Source organism: Pseudomonas trivialis, from assembly GCF_001439805.1.
In the GTDB taxonomy this organism is placed as follows: Bacteria; Pseudomonadota; Gammaproteobacteria; order Pseudomonadales; family Pseudomonadaceae; genus Aquipseudomonas; species Aquipseudomonas trivialis.
The window spans coordinates 297,359-317,490 of the sequence record NZ_JYLK01000006.1; the positions used below are offsets into that span (position 1 = coordinate 297,359).

At 61.2% G+C, this 20,132-nt stretch carries 14 protein-coding genes; 2 read left to right on the forward strand and 12 right to left on the reverse strand.

Going from position 1 to position 20,132, the window contains the following annotated elements; genetic code table 11:
• Positions 1-19: 19 nt before the first annotated feature.
• Positions 20-424 (reverse strand): flagellar export chaperone FliS, encoded by a 405-nt coding sequence (gene fliS, locus TU79_RS12100; RefSeq protein WP_057008181.1) that lies wholly within the window; start codon positions 422-424, stop codon positions 20-22.
• 220 nt (positions 425-644) lie between these two features.
• On the opposite strand from fliS, the gene TU79_RS12105 reads away from it, so the two are divergent.
• Positions 645-1,769, forward strand: coding sequence for a DegT/DnrJ/EryC1/StrS family aminotransferase (locus tag TU79_RS12105; RefSeq protein WP_057008182.1), 1,125 nt, complete (start codon positions 645-647; stop codon positions 1,767-1,769).
• Positions 1,770-1,824: 55 nt separating this feature from the next.
• Entirely contained in the window at positions 1,825-6,156 is a 4,332-nt protein-coding gene (locus tag TU79_RS12110; RefSeq protein WP_231986867.1) for a glycosyltransferase, read from the forward strand.
• Positions 6,157-6,411: 255 nt separating this feature from the next.
• On the opposite strand, the gene fliD is transcribed toward TU79_RS12110, so the two are convergent.
• From fliD to TU79_RS12165, 11 genes are all read right to left on the reverse strand, one after another.
• Positions 6,412-7,803 (reverse strand): flagellar filament capping protein FliD, encoded by a 1,392-nt coding sequence (gene fliD, locus TU79_RS12115; RefSeq protein WP_057008183.1) that lies wholly within the window; start codon positions 7,801-7,803, stop codon positions 6,412-6,414.
• A gap of 81 nt (positions 7,804-7,884) precedes the next feature.
• On the reverse strand, positions 7,885-8,235 hold the full coding sequence (locus TU79_RS12120; RefSeq protein ID WP_057008184.1) for a flagellar protein FlaG: 351 nt from the start codon (positions 8,233-8,235) through the stop codon (positions 7,885-7,887).
• A gap of 76 nt (positions 8,236-8,311) precedes the next feature.
• Entirely contained in the window at positions 8,312-9,733 is a 1,422-nt protein-coding gene (locus TU79_RS12125) for a flagellin N-terminal helical domain-containing protein (protein WP_057008185.1), read from the reverse strand.
• Positions 9,734-9,998: 265 nt separating this feature from the next.
• Positions 9,999-10,928, reverse strand: a complete 930-nt coding sequence (locus tag TU79_RS12130) for a ketoacyl-ACP synthase III (RefSeq protein WP_057008186.1) — start codon at positions 10,926-10,928, stop codon at positions 9,999-10,001.
• Positions 10,929-11,207: 279 nt separating this feature from the next.
• Positions 11,208-12,812, reverse strand: coding sequence for a flagellar hook-associated protein 3 (locus TU79_RS12135; protein WP_057008187.1), 1,605 nt, complete (start codon positions 12,810-12,812; stop codon positions 11,208-11,210).
• Between the two features lie 14 nt (positions 12,813-12,826).
• A complete protein-coding gene (flgK, locus tag TU79_RS12140; RefSeq protein WP_057008188.1) occupies positions 12,827-14,872 on the reverse strand; it encodes a flagellar hook-associated protein FlgK in 2,046 nt (681 codons plus the stop codon).
• Between the two features lie 10 nt (positions 14,873-14,882).
• Positions 14,883-16,151 (reverse strand): flagellar assembly peptidoglycan hydrolase FlgJ, encoded by a 1,269-nt coding sequence (gene flgJ / locus TU79_RS12145; protein WP_057008189.1) that lies wholly within the window; start codon positions 16,149-16,151, stop codon positions 14,883-14,885.
• 4 nt (positions 16,152-16,155) lie between these two features.
• Positions 16,156-17,262, reverse strand: a complete 1,107-nt coding sequence (locus TU79_RS12150; protein ID WP_003230933.1) for a flagellar basal body P-ring protein FlgI — start codon at positions 17,260-17,262, stop codon at positions 16,156-16,158.
• A gap of 21 nt (positions 17,263-17,283) precedes the next feature.
• A complete protein-coding gene (flgH, locus tag TU79_RS12155) occupies positions 17,284-17,979 on the reverse strand; it encodes a flagellar basal body L-ring protein FlgH (protein WP_057008190.1) in 696 nt (231 codons plus the stop codon).
• Between the two features lie 53 nt (positions 17,980-18,032).
• On the reverse strand, positions 18,033-18,818 hold the full coding sequence (gene flgG, locus TU79_RS12160) for a flagellar basal-body rod protein FlgG (protein ID WP_003230929.1): 786 nt from the start codon (positions 18,816-18,818) through the stop codon (positions 18,033-18,035).
• Positions 18,819-18,875: 57 nt separating this feature from the next.
• A complete protein-coding gene (locus tag TU79_RS12165) occupies positions 18,876-19,616 on the reverse strand; it encodes a flagellar basal body rod protein FlgF (protein WP_003230926.1) in 741 nt (246 codons plus the stop codon).
• Positions 19,617-20,132: the final 516 nt, after the last annotated feature.

Here is a 20,132-nt window from a genome sequence, read left to right on the forward strand (position 1 = left end):
TTCCTCAAGGCCGTTGGCCTTACTGTGCGGCGCCTTGTGGGGTCGCGATACCATCCCAGCCTTGCTTGACGGTAATCATCAAGCGCGCAACCTCGTCGATCATCTCGGGGTCGTTGTGCAGGTTGGCTTCCATCAGACGGTTGGTCATGTACGCATACAGACTTTCCAGTTGCTGGATATACGCTGGATTTTCGCTTTTTTCAGCATCCAGACCGTCGCGCAGGCCGATGACGATATCCACCGCCTTGCCGAGCATCAGGCCTTTCTGCGCAATGTCGCCACGCGCCAAAGCACCCTTGGCCTGAGCCATGCGGTCAAGCCCACCCTCCATCAGCATCTGCACCAGACGGTGCGGACTGGCTTCAGAGATCTGAGCATGGGAATTGACCTTCTGGTATTGGCGAAGGGCTCTCATGGGATTCATGGTTCTACCTCGTAACAGGCGACAGCGGAAAGATTTCAGTAACGTTTATGTCGACTCGATTACCCATAACTTTAATCCCACCGTTATCAAAAAAGCCAATGCACGCAGCATTGGCTTTTTGCGGGGTGCCACACGGGCGCCATAAATCCGCTTGGTACAGTTCCTGCTTTGCCCCTTTCCAATCGTAGGAAACGATATTTAATTGACAGTCGCGGGCACCATGAAAAATATCATCAAGTTGTTAGTGCCAGAGATGCCGAAGGTCGAGCAGATTCTTCCGTACTGGCAGCAGATCGATGAAAATCGCTGGTACACCAACTTCGGCCCGCTGGTCTGCGAACTCGAAGAACGGCTGTCGCGCTCATTCAGTCGCGAGCCGACGAAGGTGCACGTGGTGTCCATGGCCAATGGCACCTGCGCACTGCAAATCGCCCTCGAAGCATTGAGGCTGCGCAAGGCTGGCCGGGTGCTCGTGCCTGGGCTGACGTTCGTCGCCACCGCCACCGCCATCATCCGTGCGGGGCTTACGCCGCTGATCAGCGATGTGGATCCCGACAGCTGGCTGCTGACGCCCGCGATAGCCCGCGCGGCCTTGGCTGAAACGCCATTTGACGCCGTGATGCCGGTCGCGACGTATGGCTGTCCTCAGGACGTCGCAGGCTGGGACCTGTTCACCGCCGAAACCGGCATCCCGGTGGTGGTGGACGCCGCAGGCGCCTGGGGCAATCAACAGGTCGGCCTGACCACCAAGGTTGCCTTCAGCCTGCACGCCACCAAGGCGCTGGGCGGCGGCGAAGGCGGTTTCGTCGCCGCCCGCCACCACGCTTACGGCCAGAGCATGCGCGCACTCAGCAACTTCGGCATCGATGCCCAGAGTGGCGGCCTGGTGTTCGATGCGGGTGAGAACGGCAAGATGAGCGAATACCATGCGGCCGTTGCCCTGGCGGCGCTGGACAACTGGCCGACCGTGGCAGAAACACGGCGCAGCCTGCATCAGCGCTATGCCGCACGCCTGCTGGCGCGAATTCCCGCGCTGAAACTTCAAGTCAAACCCGCGGACGGCGTATACAGCCTGATGCTTGTGTTACTGCCGCCGGGTGTTCGCGGGGTCGACATTCAACTGCGTCTGCTCGGCGAAGACATCGAAACCCGTCGCTGGTACTGCCCTCCCCTGCACGGCCACCCGGCCTTCCAGGCGTGCGCGGCCGGTCCGCTGCCGGTGGTCGATCTGCTGACCGAACGCCTGCTGGGCCTCCCCTTCCATCTTTCATTGACCGATGCAGACATCGAACGGGTGATCGATTGCCTGGCAGACCTGCTCACCGACCAAGCGGCAGCGCCATGACCGCGCGCGCCAACAGCCGGTTCAACCTTCGTCCCTTGTTCAAACTGGTGTGTGCATGACAACTACTCCTTCAGCCGCACAGGTGCCGCTGGTCAGCATCGCGATACCGGCCTACAGCCCTCGATTCTTCGAGGCGGCACTGAGCAGTGCGCTGAATCAGCGCTACGCCAACATCGAAGTCGTTGTCACCGATGACTGCCGCGACGACGGCGTCCGCCTGATTACCGAACGCCTCGCTGCGCAGTCAGCTGTGCCGGTGCGCTACCTGCACAACGAACAGCAGTTGGGCGGCATGCTCAACCTCAACCGTTGCATGCAGGAGTCCCAGGGCGAATACATCAAATTCCTCAACGATGATGACGTGCTGCTACCCGACTGCATCTCGCGCATGGCGGCGGTACTCCAGGCGCGCGGCGATATCGCGCTGGTCACTTCGCGGCGCACGATAATCGATGCCCAGGGTGAGGCGCAGCCCGATATCCTCGAAACGTCCGGTGTATTCAGCCAAGACACCTGCCTGCACGGCGAGGACATCATTTCGCTGCTCTGCGACTGGCCGGTCAATTTCATCGGCGAGCCCAGCACCGTGATGTTTCGCCGCGCGCAGTTGAGCGACAAGCTGCCATACATCTGCGCCCTTGGCGGTGTGGTGATCCGCGCCATCAACGACCTGGCGATGTTTGTGAACCTGCTGCAGCACGGTCACCTGGCGTTCCTGCATGAGCCGCTGTCGCTGTTTCGTCGACATGCCGACCAGCGTCAGAACCAGCCCGACATGAAGGCACTGTTCCTGCAGAGCCGCACCGACTTCGTCGAACAGATTCATGCGTTGGGGTTGTATCGCCCGCAGTTCCAGGCGCAGGTGCGCCGCAGGCCCCTGCCTGGCCCTCAGGCCTTCAGACTGTTTGCGTTGCGCGACGCTTACACGGCCGCCAGTGCCGACGCGTCAGCCACGGAGGTCTCGGCGGTCAGCGCCGAAACATGCGAATTGCTCGAGGTGCGGCGACCCGCTCTGCCGGACAGCGAGCCACCCGTGGCGGTGGTCATCCATGCCTTCCACCCGGATGTGCTTCTGGACATCCTGCAACGCCTGATTCAACTGCATGAACGCCTGCATCTCTACGTTACCTGCATGGCGGGGCGCGAAAATGAAGTACGCGACCATTTGGCGGGCACCGGCCTGGGTTATTCACTGTTCCGCGTACCCAACCATGGCCGCGACGTCTTGCCCTTTTTGAGCGTACTGCCATTTTTACGCGCCGATAATATTCACACCCTGGTCAAGCTGCATACCAAGCGCTCGGTGCACTTGGGCGTGAACAATTCCTGGGCCAGCGAACTGTTCGATGACCTGCTCGCTCCGGTGCGGTTTCGCCAGTCTGTGGAGTACCTGGCCAACCCGACGCACCATCCGCTGCTGGGCACGGAGCGCTACCGCCAGGCAGTGACCACCCATCTGGCTGAAAAAAACCGTATTCATCTATTGGCCCTGGCCGAGCGTGCCGGCCTTGAACCGCAGCACATCGACGAGGCTGACTTTTTCGCCGGCACCATGTTCTTCGTGCGCCTTGAAGCGCTGGCCCCTCTGGAGCGCATGCACCTGACACCCGCCGACTTCGAAACCGAAGCCGGCCAGCTTGACGGCACCCTTGCCCACGCGTTCGAACGCTTTTTCGGCGTGCTGGGGCATCTCGGCAAACAGCAGCGCAATGTCCATCTGTATCAGCGCTGGCTGGAAACCCGGCAACTGGCGGCCAGCGAATTCGAAGGCCTGCCGGCGCGGCTGGCAAGCTGGCCGCAGCAACCGGGCGTATTGTTGGTGGTGACCGATACCAGCGGTGACATGGCCGCCTTGCGCGCAACACTGGACAGCATCGACGGCCAGCTGTACCAGGCGGCGGCCATCGCCGTACTGTCCAATGCCGACCCCGTCGGGATAACCCCGGCCGACAATCTCGTGTGGCTGCCGCTGGCAGAGTCCTGGCCGAGCCAGCTCAATGAGTTGCTGCAAGGCATCCAGGCCGATTGGTGCTACCTGCTGCGCGGCGGCGACCAGCTCGACGCCCACGCCCTGCTGCTGCTGGCCGAGGGGATCGCGCTGAACCCCGGCATCAGCGCCTGTTACAGCGACGAGGATTCGATTACCGCCTCTGGCCGCCAGGATCCGGTCTTCAAGCCGGACCTCAACCTCGACCTGTTGCGCAGTTACCCGTATGTAGGCCGCGCCCTGGCCTTCAGCCGCGCCGCCGCCTTGCAGGCCGATGGTTTCGACCCTGCCTTCGCGGAACTTGCGCCCCACGACCTGCTCTTGCGGCTGATCGAGACCCACGGGCTGGGCAGCGTCGGCCACATCGCCGAAGTACTGGTACACCAGGCCATCAACTTCGGCCAGTGGCTGGGTGAGGCCCAGGTTATCGCCCACTCCGCGGCGGTCATCGAGGCGCACCTGCAACGCCTGGGCGTGGCGCACGAATTGCGCACCGGCCCCCTGCCGATGGTCCATCGCGTGGTCTATCAGCACCCGACAACACCCTTGGTGTCGATCATCATCCCCACCAAAGACCAGTTGCCTATGCTGATGCGCTGCATAGAAAGCCTGATGGAGAACACCCGCAACACCCATTACGAACTGCTCATCGTCGATAACAACAGCCAAACCGCCGAAGCCCGTGAATGGTTCGCCGGCATGGAGCGCCTGAACGATGCCAAGGTGCGCATCCTGCGCTACCCGCACCCGTTCAACTATTCGGCCATCAACAACTTCGCCGTCAGCCGCGCCCGTGGCGAATATCTGGTCCTGCTCAACAACGACACCGCAGTCATCGACGGCGATTGGCTTGACGCCCTGCTCCATCACGCCCAGCGGCCGGAAGTCGGCATCGTCGGCGCCAAACTGCTGTTTCCCAATGGCACGGTGCAGCACGCAGGCGTGGTCCTTGGCCTGCGCGGCGTGGCAGATCACGGGTTCATCGACAGCCCGATGCTGTCCAACGGCTACCTGCACCGGCTGCAAGTCGATCAGAACTACAGCGCCGTAACGGCCGCCTGCCTGATGATCCGCACCGAACTGTATCGCCAGGTGGGCGGGATGGACGAGGCCGACCTGGGGGTGTCCTACAACGATGTGGACCTGTGCCTGAAAGTCGGCCAGGCCGGGCAATTGGTGGTGTGGACGCCTTACGCGATCCTGATGCACGAAGCCAACGTGAGCCAGAACCAGGTTGACAAGGCCACCCAGGACACCAAGCGCGAGCGCTTCAAGCGCGAACAGGCGGTGATGTACCAGCGCTGGCTGCCGCAGCTGGCAAACGACCCGGCCTACAATCGCAACCTGACCCTGGAAGGCAGCGGCTTTGCCTATGAATGCCGTAGCGAGTTGGGCTGGCGCCCGCTCGCCAGTCACGCGCTACCTTACGCAGTGTGCTACCCCGGCGATTCCTTCGGCAGCGGCCATTATCGGGTGCGCCAGCCCTTCGCTGCCTTGCAGGCCGCCAGGCTGATCGACGGTGAAGTGAACGACTTGCTGCTGCAACCGGTGGAACTGGAGCGCCTGGCGCCGGACACGATCATCTTCCAGCGCCAATTCACAAAAACCCAACTTGAAGTCATCCAGAACGCCCGGTCACTGTCCAAAGCGTTCAAGGTGTACGAGCTGGACGACTACATCCTCAACGTGCCCGCCGGCAACCTGACCCGCTCGCTGTTTCCCAAGGACATTGCCAAGCGCCTGAAAAAAGCCGTGAGCCTGTGTGATCGACTGGTGGTGTCGACCCAACCGCTGGCCAATGCGCTCAAAGGCTACAACGCCGACATTCGCGTGATGGAAAACCGCCTGCCCGCCCAGTGGTGGAACGGGCTGACGAGCCTGCGCCAGCAGGGGCGCAAGCCTCGGGTGGGCTGGGCCGGCGGCTCAAGCCACGGCGCCGACCTGCTGGTGATTGCCGAGGTGGTTCGCGAACTGGCCGGCGAGGTGGAATGGGTGTTCATGGGCATGTGCCCACCGGCCCTGCGCCCTTATGTCCATGAGTTTCACGGTGGCGTGAACATCGACCAATACCCGGCACGCCTGGCTGCCCTGAACCTGGACCTGGCGCTGGCGCCGCTGGAAGACAACTTTTTCAACGCCTGCAAAAGCAACCTGCGCCTGCTGGAATACGGCGCCTGTGCCCTGCCGGTGATCTGCTCGGACATCCTGTGTTATCGCGGTGATTTTCCGGTGACCCGGGTCAAGAACCGCTCCAGGGACTGGATTGCCGCCATTCGCGAACATTTGGCCGAACCGGACGCCAGTGCCGCTGCCGGCGACGCCCTGCACAGCGTGATACTGGACAAGTGGATGCTCAGGGAAGATAACCTGCTGGCCTGGCGAAAGGCGTGGCTGCCCTGACTGGCCGGGGGACCCCCCCCCCCCTGCAACGGAGCTTTTGTGGCGAGCGGGCTTGCCCCGCGCTGGGCTGCGAAGCGCCCCCATTCAAGGAAAACGCGGTGTACCTGATACTGCGCAGCGCCTGGTCTTGGGGGCTGCTGCGCAGCCCAACGCGGGGCAAGCCCGCTCGCCACAAAAAGCCCGCTCGCTACGGGGGAATCGGCGCACCATAAAAAAGCCCGGGTCAAAGACCCGGGCTTTTGCCAAGCAGTCAAATCAGTTGTTTTTCTGGTTGTTCAGCGCATTGAGGGTACCCAGCACGTTGCTGCTCTGCTGGCGCAACTGGGCTACCAGAGTGTCCATCGCCGCGTACTTGTTGGTCAGCGTGGTCTGATAGGCATCGATACGCTGGTCGAGTGCACTCTGCTGCTTGGCCAGGTCCTTGAGGCTGTCGGACAATGAGGTGGAGCGCGTTGCCAGGATGCCGGTGGTCGGTTTGGCGTAGGCATCGGTTGCCGTGGTCAAGCGCGCCAGCAAGCCGTCCTTGCCCGTGAAGATACTGCTGAGGTCCGCCGCATTGGTCTTCATCGCGTTGTCCCACTGCTTGTCGTCGATCGACAGCAGGCCGGTGGTCTGGTCGGTTTCGACGCCGAACTGGGCCAGGGATTTCAACGCACCGTTGCCCGACATCTTGTTGAACTCGTTGCGGATCGCCGATTGCAGCGTGCGCAGGGTCGAGTCACCGGTCAATGTCGCCGCCACGGGGTCGCCCGCCGCACTTTTGGTCACGGCTGTTTCTGAGGTCATTGCCTTGAGCAGCGCGTTATAGGTGTCGACGAAGCCCTTGACGCCGGATTTGAGCGCGGTGGTGCTGGTACTGACGGAGATGGTGAGGGCCGTCAGTATGTTCGGAGTCGCCTTGTCAACCGGCGGCGATACCGTCAGCAATTTGATGCTGACACCACTCACCGCCTCGGTAATGTTGTTTGTCTTCGATTCGGCGGCAATGCCATCAATGGTGTACTTGGCATTCTGCGGCGGGTTGACCACCTTGTAGCCGGTGTCGACGCCCGAGTTGCCGGACAGGGTCAAGTCCGTGCCCACACCACCATTGGTCGAAGTCAGGATCAATCGCGAACCATTGGAATCTGTGAGGATGTTGGCACTCAGGCCTGCGGTGCCGAACTGCGAGTTGATCGAATCGCGCACCTGTTGCAGGGTCGCGCCGGGCGCCACGCTGACGTCAAAGTTCTTGCCTGACTGCGAGATGGTCAGTGTGGTCGCCGTACTACCCTTGTTGATCACGCTCGATGCGCCACCGGCAAAGTTGGCACTGCTCAGCTTCGAAGGCTGGGCCAGCTGCGACACCACCAGCGAGAACGAGCCGTTGGACGCACCCGCCCCCGCGGTCATGGTGGCGACTTTTTCATCCGAGGACGTACCGACCAGGCCACTGAAGCTGTTGTCGGTGCCTTGGGTCTTGAGCGCGCCACGGAACGCGTCCAGGGCTGCCTGAATCTTTCCGATGGACGAAAGTTGAGTGGTCGCTTTCTGCGATTGCGTGTTGATCTGAAGCTGTTTCGGTGCTTTTTCAGCATTTACCAGCGACGTAATGATCCCGCTGGTATCGATACCAGAACCCACACCACTAACCGTTGTACTCGCCATCATCTTGCTCCTAATTCGGTAGTTGCCGTTTTCTTGACGAGCAACCCATCAAGACATCACCGCAACAAGTTTCATGCCAGCTCAGACCTTTTCGTCGAACAGCACGTGACTGGCATTTGCCAGGTTTTGCGCCAACTTCAAGGCTGTTTCCGAGGGAATCTGGCGAATCACCTCGCCACTGTCGGTGGCGATGACCTTGACCACAACCCGATGGGTGGAGTCATCGATCGAAAAATCCAGTTTGCGCTGGGCCGCTTGTACGAATTCTCGAATATCGGTAACCGCTTGTTCCAGATCAGCCCGTTCCGGCTTGCCGGCGATCGGCGCGATGGCCTCGACCTTGGTCTTGTCCTTGTCCGCAACGACGGCGGCCGGTGCGCTTTGAGGTGCAACCGGTGGATAAGACGAGGCTAGCTTTACACTCATGTCCATGTCCAATCTCCTCTAAAACCGAAACGACGAAAGGGCACGTTAAACGCACCCTTCCGTCAGTCACCAAGCGCGGTTATTACTGAAGCAGCTTCAGTACAGCGGATGGCAGTTGGTTGGCCTGCGACAGGATCGCGGTAGCGGCCGATTGCAGCGTTTGTTGCTTGGTCAACTCGGCTGTTTCAGCAGCGAAGTCGGTGTCTTGTACAGTCGAACGTGCAGCGGTGGAGTTCTTCTGAATGTTGGTCAGGTTGTCTACGGTAGTGGTCAGACGGTTCTGAACAGCACCCAGGCCCGAACGTACGCTGTCGATGCCGCCGATAGCCTTGTCGATCACTGCCACTGCGGCCTGTGCGTTGAAGGCACTGGTCACGTCGGTTTGAGCGATGGTGGTTTTGGCGGACGCTGCGGCAGTACCGGTAGCGGCGAACAGACCGGTTACACCGGCACCGTTCAGTGCATAGCCCTTGGACGAGTCCAGGTTCACGGAACCGGTAGCGGTCAGGCCGTTAGCCAGAGCCGCGGCGGTGCCGTAGTTGCCGGAACCATCTTTGGTGGCGACGGTGATCGAGCCGGCTGCGGTGGCAGCGCTGAATGCCAGGTTTTCACCGGAGTCGGACTTGACCGACAGGGTGCCTTTGGATTCGTCGTAGTTGACGCTGATGCCGAGCTTGGCGGAGTTGGATTTCAACTGGTCAGCCAGGCTGGCAGTATCGGTCACGCCGGTGAACGTTGTAGCTTGGCCACCGATGGTCAAGGTGAACGAAGCCGGAGTCGTTTTGGCAGCAGCGCCGACGACGAACTGAGCTTCAGTGCTGGCGGTAGCCGACAGGCCGCCTACAGCGCCGTTCAGTTGGCTGGCGATGGTTTTGGCCGAAGAACCTGCTGCTACAGTGACGCTGGCAGTCTGGCCGTTACCGGTGATGCCAATCACGCCGCCGGCTACGCCGCTGGCGGTTGGAGTGATACCAACGCTTTTGACCTGCTGCGAACCGATGTTGTTGGCGGCAACGTTGTTCAGGCTCAGGTTGATGGTTTCGTTAGCGTTGGCGCCAACCTGAATGGCTTTGGTGCCGTACGAACCGTCGAGCAGCTTCTGGCCACCGAAGGTAGTGGTCTGCGAGATACGGGTCAGTTCCGAAGTCAGCGCCTGGTATTCTTCGTTGTTCGAAGTACGGTCAGCGTCGCTCAGGGAGCCGGTAGCCGAGGACAGAGCCAGGGTACGCATCTTTTGCAGAATGTCGGTCGAAGCCTGCATTGCGCCTTCAGCGGTCTGCGCGATGGAGATACCATCGTTGGCGTTCTTGACCGCTTGGCCCAGGCCGTTGATCTGGCTGGTCAGACGGTTGGAGATCTGAAGGCCCGAAGCGTTGTCTTTAGCACTGTTGATGCTCAGACCAGTGGACAGACGCTGCATGGAGGTTTGCAGCGAGTTGGCCGCTTTGCCAAGGCCGTTCTGGGTAGTGATGGAAGCAATGTTGGTGTTTACTGTTAAAGCCATGACGAAATCCTCGATGGTGGTTTACTGCGGCTTCCGGCCCTGGCAACCGCCGGGTGTGCCTGAGAACCTTCGTAATAGTTATCGTCGTGTGAGCCGGTTGCTTGAGTGTTTTTTTGAATATTTTTAATAGCCCCGTGCCACCCCTTGCAATTCAAGGGTTTACGCGGGCCTGAAACCCCGTAATCGCGGGTTTTTCTGGCGCCAAATAAAAAACGCCGATGATCTCTCGATCATCGGCGTCTTGTGTGGCAGCTATATTAAGGTGTCACGGGCGATACAGAATCGCCGAACCCCACGACAGGCCCACACCGAACCCGCTGATTGCCACGCGTTTCCAGGTGGCGTCCATCACGTGCTTTTCCAGCAGCAACGGAATGCTCGACGACACGGTGTTGCCGGTCTCGACCATGTCCTTGATGAACTTGTCCACCGGTGCATCTTCAAAACGCCGCGCCACGGCGTCGACGATGGCCGCACTGCCCTGGTGGATGCAGAAGGCGTCAATCTCGTCAGCCTTGAGGTCTGACTCGTTGAGCAGCTCGTGCAAGTGTGCCGGCACCTTGAGCAAGGCAAAGTTGAAGACCTGACGGCCGTTCATGAAGAACACGCCGTCGCTGACCTTGAGGTGCGGCGCGCCGGAACCGTCGGTGCCGAACTTCGACTTGCCGAGCAACCAGGGTGCGTCTTCGGCCATCCAGGTAGCCGTGGCGGCATCGCCGAACAGCATGGTGGTGTTGCGGTCTTCGGGGTCGACGATTTTCGAGTACGGGTCGGCGGTGATCAGCAGGCCGTTTTTCAGGCCGGTGGCTTCCATGAAGCCTTTCATCGCGTAGATGCCGTAGACGTAACCGGAGCAGCCCAGGGAAATATCAAAGGCGGCCACGTGGGTTGGCAGGCCGAGTTTGTCCTGCACGATGGCGGCGGTGTGGGGCAGCCCCTCTTCGTCGCCGTTCTGGGTGACAACGATCAGCGCATCGATTGACTCGCGCTTTAACGCCGGGTTGTTGGCAAACAACGCGTTGACCGCCTCGACACACAGATCGGAGGTTTCCTGCGCAGCTTCCTTGCGCGGCAGGAACGCCGACCCGATCTTGCCAATGATGAATTCTTCATCCTTGGCGAATTTGGCACCCTGGGCGTAGTTATCGATCCCGTCTGCGGGCACGTAACTGGCGATGCTTTTTATGCCAATCATTGTGGCTTCCCAATACCGAATAGCTGGAGAACACCCCCGGAACTGCGCCTGGAGTGCTGACAATAAGAGGGGACAACCCCGTAAAATCTCGCTGAAAGCCGCGCCGCAGGGTGTGCTGGGCGACTTATCCTTTTCACACGATACAGTGAAGATGCGCCTTGTGACTCACAGGTCACTCAATTTTCTGCGTTTTGTGCAAAACCCTTCAACCATTCAGCCGCGAAAACGACAACGGCCCACCCCGTTTTCGGAGTGAGCCGTGGTTGTGCAGCGCGTGCCTTACATCTTGTTGAACAGGCTCAGCTGCGAGATCTTCACGAACGCCAACTGTGAGGCTTGCAGCATGGTTTGCTGCAAGGTCAGGTTGATCGCCGCCTGCGCGGTGTCGATGTTGCCCAGGTCGCTCATGGTACTGGTATTGGCCAGACCGATACTGGCGTTCTCACTGGCCTGGGTATCCAGGGCATTCTGCCGCGCGCCGATGGAGCCGCGCACCACATCGATCTGGGTACTGGAGTTGGTGAAGTTGCTGATCGCGGCGGACAACGCATCCTTGAGTTTGACCGTCGCTGCCGGACTGCCGTCGGCCGGCAGCTCAAGCGCTTTGCGCAGTTGGCTCAGGGTATCGAGCGCATTCTGGGTTTTCTGAGTGGCGGCACCCACCGCAAACTGGTCACCGTTCTGCGGCGTGCCGCTGACGTCGAACGTTACCCCGGCCGCGACGACGGTGGTGCCGCCGCCGGTATCGCCGGTCGCGATGGATTTGCTGTCGGCCGTGTACGGCTGGGCATACACCTGGTATGCGGTGGCGCTGGTGAACTTGATCACCGCGCCGCTGTTGGCCGGGAACGTGCTGGCATACGCGGCCTGGTTGGTCACGCGGGCGTTGGTCAACTGCGCCGTCGAGGGGTTGCTGGCGGTGCGCGACACGCTGAAGGTGTCCGGCTTGGCTTCCAGACTGAACGAACGATCCTTGACCACGGCATCGGAGTTGGGCCCCGACGCGACGTCACCCAGGTTGAAGTTGATGTCGAACTTCACGCCGCGCAAGTTGATGCTGGAGCTGCCCTCCTTGGTGGAGTCGAACGTACCGTTGCCGGGGATCTGCGAGGTGATGTCGACGCCGTTCTTGTCGACGACGGAGTATTGGGTACTGCTGCTGAACGTCAGCTTGTAAGGCTGCCCGTCGGCGAACTTGTTGGTGTAATCGATGCCATTCGTGACGAGCCCGGCCGACAACGCCACTTTATTGTCATTCGCGGCCGGCTGGGTGGCCGGTGGCACCACGGCCGGGGCAATCCAGGTGGCCTGGGTGCGGCTGGAGTTGACCGCGCCTTCCAGAATGTTCTTGCCGGTGTCACCGGCACTGATGTTCAAGGTGTCGGATACCTGCAGGCTCAGCGGGGTCTCGTCGCCCTGATAGTTGTAAGTGCCGTCGCTGTTGCGGCTGTAGGGCGGCGTGTCGGTCTTGGAACCGGAAAACAGGTAGTTGCCCGACGAGTCCTTGCTGTTGAGCAGGCCCAGCACTTGTTCTTCGATGGCACCGACTTCACTGGCCACCGAACGGCGGTCCGCATCGCTGAGGGAGCCACCCGCACGCAACGCCAACTCACTGGCACGGCCCAACGCCAGGTTGATCGATTGCAGCACGCTTTCTTCGTTGGTCAGGGAGTTCTTCAGGCTGGTGACGTTGGTGTTGAACTGGCCCAACATGTCTTTCTGCTGCTGCAGCATCAACAGGCGTGCGGCCGCTACCGGGTCATCGGCGGCTGTCTGCACGCGTACGCCCGTGGAGGCCTGATCCTGAGCCTGTACCAGGCTTGAATAGTTGGTTTGGTACTTGGCGGCAGTGGTATCGAAATACTGCTGTGTGGAAATGCGCATCGTCCCAGGCTCCCTTAAAGACTATTGATCAGCGTACTGAAGGTTTCTTGCGCCGCCTTGATGATCTGCGACGATGCCGTGTAGTACTGCTGAAACTTGATCATGTCGCCCGCCTCTTCATCCAGGTTGACCTGGGACACCGAATTGCGCGCATCCTGGTTAGCCTTGAGCAGCGCGCCCGTGGCGGTGGTGTCGGTGTTGCCCGACGCGGCCTTGGCCCCGACGGTGGACACCAGTCGACTGTTGGCCCCGACCAGGCTCACCCCGCCGCCGTTGCCGTCACTCAACCCCACCGTGACCTTGGTCTGCAGGTCGAGCAGCGCCTGGGCGTTGCGGTTGTCGGACTTGCCCGTCGCATTGAACGAGAACGTAGTGCTGTCGCCATTGGCGGGCGAGCCGGCGACAGTGGTATCGAACTTGAAGCTCTTGGCCGGCACCAGCACGGCACCACTGGCATCGCGCATCGGCACGTTGACCGTGATCTTGTTGGTCTGGCCGGGAATGATGGTGCCGGTGCCGATCGAGTTGCCCTGGGCATCGTTGAGCGTGTAGCTCTGGGTGCCATCGGCGGCCGGCTTGCCGAACACCATTTTTACCGGCATCGAGTGTTCGATCCCGGTACGCAATTGAGCAGTGTCGGCGCCGCCGTGGATATCAATCGGCACGGTCAGGGTCGGCGGAGTGAAGGTGCCGGTACCCTGGTTGGTCTTGCTGCCCTCGCCCAGCAACGGCGCGGCGAACGCGACTTTATTGGCGTCGGTCAGCTGGGTGCCGATGGTGGTCGCGCCATTGGCGGTGGGGCTGACTTTGAAACTGTCGCCGGCGGCCATGGGGCCCTTGCCGTCCAGTGCCAGGGTGAAGCCGTCGATCACCGGCGGCGGCGTGGTGGTGGTGTCGAACGCACCCATCGCCTTGCCGTCGGAACGCAACACGGTGTACGTATTGCCACTGGTGAAGCTGACCTTGTAGTCGTAGGTCGACAGCTTGCTGGTGTCTTTGATCGTGACATTCAGGTTACCGGAGCCGGCACTGTTGCCGGCCGCCCCCTGGCTGCGCTGCGCAATGGCGGCGACGCTGTTGATGTCCTTGAACAACGACGCACCGAAGTCACCGTTCAGGTCCAGGCCCTGACCCAGTTGACTGTTGACGGTGTCAGCGGTGGCCAGCGCGATACGCCCAAGGTCGTTGATGGTGGGCGTCAGCACATCGCTGCGGTAACGCAACAGGCCGCCAATGCTGCCACCGCTGAGCACATTGCCCAGATCGATGGCGGTGCCGCCGCCGGCATTGAGCTGGATGGTGTACTGGGTCGGGTCGCTTTTGCTCGGCACCGCCGAAATGCTGTTGGACTGATCGCCCAGCACCAGAGACTGGCCACTGCCGGTGCTGACGCTGAACACGCCGTTCTTCTCGCCGGTGGTGACGCCCACCAGCTCATTGAGCGAACGCACCGCCTCGTTGCGCGCATCCAGCAGGTTGGCCGGAGCACTCATGTTGGAGCCCTGCGCCTGGGTGATCTGCTTGTTGAGCGAGGCGATCGAGGAGGTCAACTGGTTGACCTGATCACTCATGGTGCTCAACTGGCCGTTGATCGACTCTTTCTGCTGGGTCAACTGGCTGGAAATCGCGTTGAAGCGGTTGCTCAGGGTCTGGGCGCTGGTCAGCAGCACCTGGCGGGCGGACACGTCGCTGGGGTTGGCCGATGAGGTCTGCACCGCGGCGAAAAACGCACTCAGCACCGAAGACATGCCGGTGGTCTTGTCCGACAGGGTCTTGTCGATGGCGCTGGCCTGGCCCGAATACGCCTTGGCGTCGTTATTGAGCGCCGTGCTGTTCTGGTAAGCCGCGTCGAGGAATTCGTTGTACACCCGGCGCACGTCGGCCAGGGTGGTGCCGGTGCCCACGAACAGGCCGCCGTAGGGGTTGGCCGCGCTGGCGTTCTGCGTGGTCTGCTGGCGCGAATAGCCCGAGGTATTGGCGTTGGCGATGTTGTTACTCAAGACTGACAACGACCCTTGAGCGGCGTTGAGCCCCGACATCCCGATACTGAGCAAACTCATGGTTCAAACCTTATAAATGTGTGGTTGCGCCAGCGGCAGCGTAATTCTGGTAACTGCCCATCGTTTTTGCGATCTGCGAAATCTTGCTGGCGTAATCCGGGTCGGTTGCGTATCCGGCTTTTTGCAACTCGCGCACAAACTGTTCCGGGTTGTCGGCTGATTTCACAACATCTTTATAGCGATCATTGCTTTGCAGCAACGTGACGAGGTCATGAAAGCTGTCCTGATAGGACGTGTAGGAACGGAACTGCGCCGTTTCCTTGACCATCGCCCCGTCACGGAACTCGCTGGTGATCGCACGGGCCTGCTCGCCCTGCCAGCTCTTGCCGGCCTTGATACCAAACAGGTTGTGGCTGCTGCTGCCATCCTGGGCGCGCATTACCGACTTGCCCCAACCGGTTTCCAGGGCCGCCTGGGCCACCAGGTACTTCGGATCGATGCCAATGCGCGCTGCGGCGGCCTTGGCCATCGGCAGCATGGTGGCGACAAATTCATCCTGTGAACTGAACGCTTTCTTCGCCGGCGCCAACGGTGGCTGGGCCACGGCGCGGGCATACACTTGCATCTGCCCGCTCGGCGCGGCAAACGCACGCGCGCTGCTGTTGACCACATTATCGGCGGCGGCGCTGTTGCGCAGCGGCGCGCTTTTGGCGTCGATGGCCACTGGCGCAGTCGGCACGATGCCGGCGAGCAGACGGTCGGTCAGCTTGCTCGGCAAGGCGATGCGCCGCTGATTCATCAGTGCCACGTCATTGCTGTGGGACGCCGCGCCACCGGCCTGGGGCTCAGCCACACGGTACGCCCACAGCGGCCGCTGGCCATTGGAGCGGCCCAACGGGCCGGAAGCCTGGGTGCCGGCCGCAATCTCGGTCGGCACATCGACTTTCTTCGCCGGCTCAGTCGCCCCAGGGCCTTGCAGGGTGGCCGCCTGGGCGTCCACCGGCTTGTTCTTCTGCATCTGGCGCATCAGCACGTCGGCCAGGCCGATGCCGCCGCCCTCGCGGGACATCGACACCGCCAGCTGCTGGTCGTACATGTCCTGGTACTGCTTGGCGGCATCGGTGTTCAGCGGGTTGTCTTCGCCCACGGCATCAGTGGCCTTGCGCATCGACTTGAGCATTTCGCTGAGAAACAGCGACTCGAACTCCTGCGCCACTTTGCGCATGTTTGCGTCGCTGTTCTTGTCGCCGACCTTCAGCTGGTTAAGCCGGTTCAAGTCGGAGTAGGACCCCGAGTCCGCCGTGCTGCTGATGCCGCTCTTGCGCATATCCATGGCCATGGCCTCAGATCACGATCAGGTCGGCTTGCAAGGCGCCGGCCTGTTTCAGGGCTTCGAGAATCGCCATCAAGTCGCCTGGCGCCGCGCCCACCTGGTTCACTGCACGGACGATCTCGTCCAGGGTGGTGCCGGGGCCGAACTTGAACATCGGTTTGGCTTCCTGCTGGGCATTGACCCGCGAGCGCGGCACCACCGCCGTCTGGCCGTTGGACAACGGGCCGGGCTGGCTGACGATCGGGTCTTCGGTGATGGTCACGGTCAGGCTGCCGTGGGTGACCGCCGCTGGCGAGACCTTGACGTTCTGGCCGATCACGATAGTGCCGGTACGCGAATTGATGATGACCTTGGCCACCGCCTGGCCGGGGTCGACCTCGAGGTTTTCCAGGATCGACAGATAATCGACGCGCTGGCTTGGGTCCAGTGGCGCGGTGACGCGCACGGAGCCACCGTCGATGGCCTGGGCCACGCCTGGGCCGAGCATGTCGTTGATCTTGTCGACCACGCGTTTGGCGGTGGTGAAGTCGGAGCGATTGAGGTTCAGGGTCAGGCTGTTGCCCTGGTTGAAACCGCTGGGCACGGTGCGTTCTACCGTGGCGCCGCCGGGGATGCGTCCGGCCGACGGAACGTTGACGGTGATCTTCGACCCGTCGCGGCCCTCGGCGTCAAAACCGCCCACCACCAGGTTGCCCTGGGCGATGGCGTAGACGTTGCCGTCGATACCCTTGAGCGGCGTCATCAGCAACGTGCCGCCGCGCAGACTCTTGGAGTTGCCGATGGACGACACGGTGATATCCACCACCTGGCCCGGCTTGGAGAACGCCGGCAAATCGGCGCTGATCGACACCGCCGCGACGTTTTTCAGTTGCACGTTGCCCGAACCCGCCGGCACCTTGATGCCGAACTGCGAGAGCATGTTGTTGAAAGTCTGCAGGGTGAACGGGGTCTGGGTGGTCTGGTCGCCCGTACCGCTGAGCCCCACCACCAGGCCGTAACCGATCAACTGGTTGGAGCGCACGCCGGAAATACTGGCGATGTCTTTCAGGCGCTCGGCCTGGGCGACAGCGCTCAGGCTCAGCAGGAGCGCCGCCGCCAGCAGTTGCTTGAGGTTCAAAGTTCTCACCTTAATGGGCACCTAGAAAGGAAACAGCGGGCTAAGGAAGAAACGGTCGAACCAGCCCGGCTGGCTCGCATCGGCAAACGCGCCGGTGCCGGAGTACGTGATGCGGGCATCGGCGATGCGGGTCGACGGCACGGTGTTGTCGGTGGAGATATCATCTGCACGCACCATGCCAGCAATGCGCACCAGCTCGTCGCCAGTGTTGAGGGTCATCCACTTTTCACCGCGTATGGCGATGATGCCGTTGGGCAATACATCGGCCACGGTCACAGTGATCGAACCGGTCAGGCTGTTGCCCTGCCCTGCCGCGCTCTTGCCATTGGTGGCACGGTCGCCGCTGTAACCGGCGCTCAGGCTCAGGTCGCCATCGCCCAACGGATTATTGACGTTGGGCACGGCGCCGAACAACGAGGTGAGGCCGATGCCCGCCTTGCTGGTCTTGCCCACCTGGGAGTTGGCGTTCTTGCTGGCCTGGGTGCGCTCGTTCAGGGTAATGGTAATGATGTCACCGACCCGGAACGCCTTGCGGTCGCTGTACAGGTTCTGCTCGAAACCGGCCTGGTAGATCGAGCCATTGTTGGCGGCCGCCGGCAATGGCGTGCGCGGCAACACCGGCGCGTAGTACGGGTCATTGGGTTTCGGCGACGGCGCGACACATCCGGCCAGCACGCTGATCCCACTCAATGCCAAAACACAAACAAAGCGATTCATGACCCTAACCTCACGGTGTTGCAGACGCGCTCGCAAGCGCCCCATAGACTTGATTACAGATTCTGCGTGACGAACGAAAGCATCTTGTCGGCGGTGGAAATCACCTTGGAGTTCATCTCGTAGGCGCGCTGGGTGGTGATCATGTTGACCATCTCCTCAACCGTGCTGACGTTGGAGGTTTCCAGGGTGCTTTGCAGGGTGGTGCCGAAACCGTTGAGGCCTGGAGTGCCGATCTGCGGCGCGCCGCTGGAGGCGGTTTCCAGGAACAGGTTGCCGCCCATGGCCTGCAGGCCGGCCGGGTTGATGAAGTCGGCGGTCTGCAGGTTGCCGATCACTTGCGACGCCGGGTTGCCGGCCACGGTGATCGACACGGTGCCGTCGTTACCAACGGTGAAGGTCTGCGCATTCGCAGGCACCACAATCGCAGGTTCCAGGGCAAAACCATTGGCGGTGACGACCTGACCGTTGGCGTCCAGGTGGAATGTGCCGTCACGGGTGTAGGAGGTCGTGCCATCCGGTTGCAGGATCTGGAAGAACCCCTTGCCGTTGATCGCCATGTCCAGGGGTTGCCCGGTTTGCTGCAGGTTACCGGCGGTGAAGTTTTTCTGGGTGCCGACGATCTGCACACCGGTACCCAACTGCAGGCCCGACGGCAGTTCGCTGTCCTGGGTCGACTGCGCGCCCGGCTGTTTCTTGATCTGGTAGAGCAAGTCCTGGAACTCGGCGCGATCACGTTTGAAGCCCGTGGTCGACACGTTCGCCAGGTTGTTGGAAATGGTGGTCAGGTTGGTGTCCTGGGCGGACAAACCGGTTTTGGCAACCCATAGAGCCGGAAGCATGCTGTTCTCCTTCGTGCGCCTGATCGTTGGCGCCGTGCTGCGAAATTAGTGGGTGACTTAGCTCATCTGCATGACGCGAGTCATGGCCTGATCGTCTTCCTTGGCGCTGTTCATCATCTTGATGTGCAGCTCGAACTGTTTGGAAAGCGCCAGCACCGCGGTCATTTCCTCCACCGCGTTGACGTTGCTCGCCTGCAGGAAACCCGAGTTCAGCGTGACCCGCGCATCGGCCTGGGCAGGCTGGCCATCCTTGGTGTGGATGGTGCCGTCCAGCCCCTTGGTCATGTTCTTGAGGTCCGGCTGGACCAGCTTGATGCGGTCCACTTCGGCCATCACCCGCGGGCCTTCGCCCATGGCGCGGATGCTGATGGTGCCGTCGGTGCCCACTTCGATTTTCTGCTGGGGCGGCACGGCAATGGGGCCGCCGTTGCCCATGATCGGCATGCCGTTGGCGGCGCGCAGCACGCCCAGCGCGTCCACGTTCATGCTGGCGCTGCGCACGTAGGCTTCGCCGCCATCCGGGGTTTGCACGGCCATCCAGCCATCACCACCGACGGCCACATCGAGGTCGCGACCGGTTTCGATCATGGCACCCGGCGAGAAGTCAGTGCCTGGCCGCTCAGTCAGGGCAAACGCCCGCGCCGGAAAGCTGTCACCAAACACCGGCATCGAACGCGCCTGCTCCAGGTCGCGCTGAAAACCGTTGGTGGAAATGTTCGCCAGATTGTTGGCATGGGCCTTCTGCGCCAGAGCATTCTGACTGGCGCCGGTCATTGCCACGTAAAGGTATTTGTCCACGCTCTATCCTCTTTCTGACGGACGCTTGCCGCCCACCGTTGTACTGAGGTGGCTTAAGCAATTTGCGGTCCAACTTTTGGAAATAGGCGAAAGTTCAGGTGGGGCGGGGGTTTGGGGGAAGTTGGGGTGGGCGGATGGGCGGGGGATAGTCGAAAAAACGGCGGACTACTGCCGCGGGCGGCAAGTCTCGGTCTTGAAACTGACGCGGGTTGGGTTTTTGGGGGCTGCCTGGGTTTTTGTGTGCATATCCGTTATTGGGATAACGGGGGCGCCCAAGATCAAAAGCAGGATCAAAAGCCAGAGCAAGGCAGATCTAAAGCAGCTGATACCTTCAGAAAAATGGAGATCCAATTGTGGGAGGGGGCTTGCTCCCGATGGCCGAGTGTCAGGAGAGTGTCAGATTTTTTGTGTTCGGGCCGGTTACGGCCTGCCGTCAGGCAGGCCCTATCTTTACCAGGTTGGCCTGATAAATCGATCTCCGTACAGAATCGCAAATTGATTCATCGCGCTCTTCCA

Coding starts and splice junctions, on each gene's coding strand:
- flgG (WP_003230929.1), bottom strand. CDS start 18,818: ATGCTTCCGGCTCTATGGGTTGCCAAAACCGGTTTGTCCGCCCAGGAC.
- TU79_RS12110 (WP_231986867.1), top strand. CDS start 1,825: ATGACAACTACTCCTTCAGCCGCACAGGTGCCGCTGGTCAGCATCGCG.
- TU79_RS12130 (WP_057008186.1), bottom strand. CDS start 10,928: ATGATTGGCATAAAAAGCATCGCCAGTTACGTGCCCGCAGACGGGATC.
- flgK (WP_057008188.1), bottom strand. CDS start 14,872: ATGAGTTTGCTCAGTATCGGGATGTCGGGGCTCAACGCCGCTCAAGGG.
- TU79_RS12125 (WP_057008185.1), bottom strand. CDS start 9,733: ATGGCTTTAACAGTAAACACCAACATTGCTTCCATCACTACCCAGAAC.
- fliS (WP_057008181.1), bottom strand. CDS start 424: ATGAATCCCATGAGAGCCCTTCGCCAATACCAGAAGGTCAATTCCCAT.
- fliD (WP_057008183.1), bottom strand. CDS start 7,803: ATGGCGAGTACAACGGTTAGTGGTGTGGGTTCTGGTATCGATACCAGC.
- flgH (WP_057008190.1), bottom strand. CDS start 17,979: ATGAATCGCTTTGTTTGTGTTTTGGCATTGAGTGGGATCAGCGTGCTG.
- TU79_RS12105 (WP_057008182.1), top strand. CDS start 645: ATGAAAAATATCATCAAGTTGTTAGTGCCAGAGATGCCGAAGGTCGAG.
- flgJ (WP_057008189.1), bottom strand. CDS start 16,151: ATGGCCATGGATATGCGCAAGAGCGGCATCAGCAGCACGGCGGACTCG.
- TU79_RS12120 (WP_057008184.1), bottom strand. CDS start 8,235: ATGGACATGAGTGTAAAGCTAGCCTCGTCTTATCCACCGGTTGCACCT.
- TU79_RS12135 (WP_057008187.1), bottom strand. CDS start 12,812: ATGCGCATTTCCACACAGCAGTATTTCGATACCACTGCCGCCAAGTAC.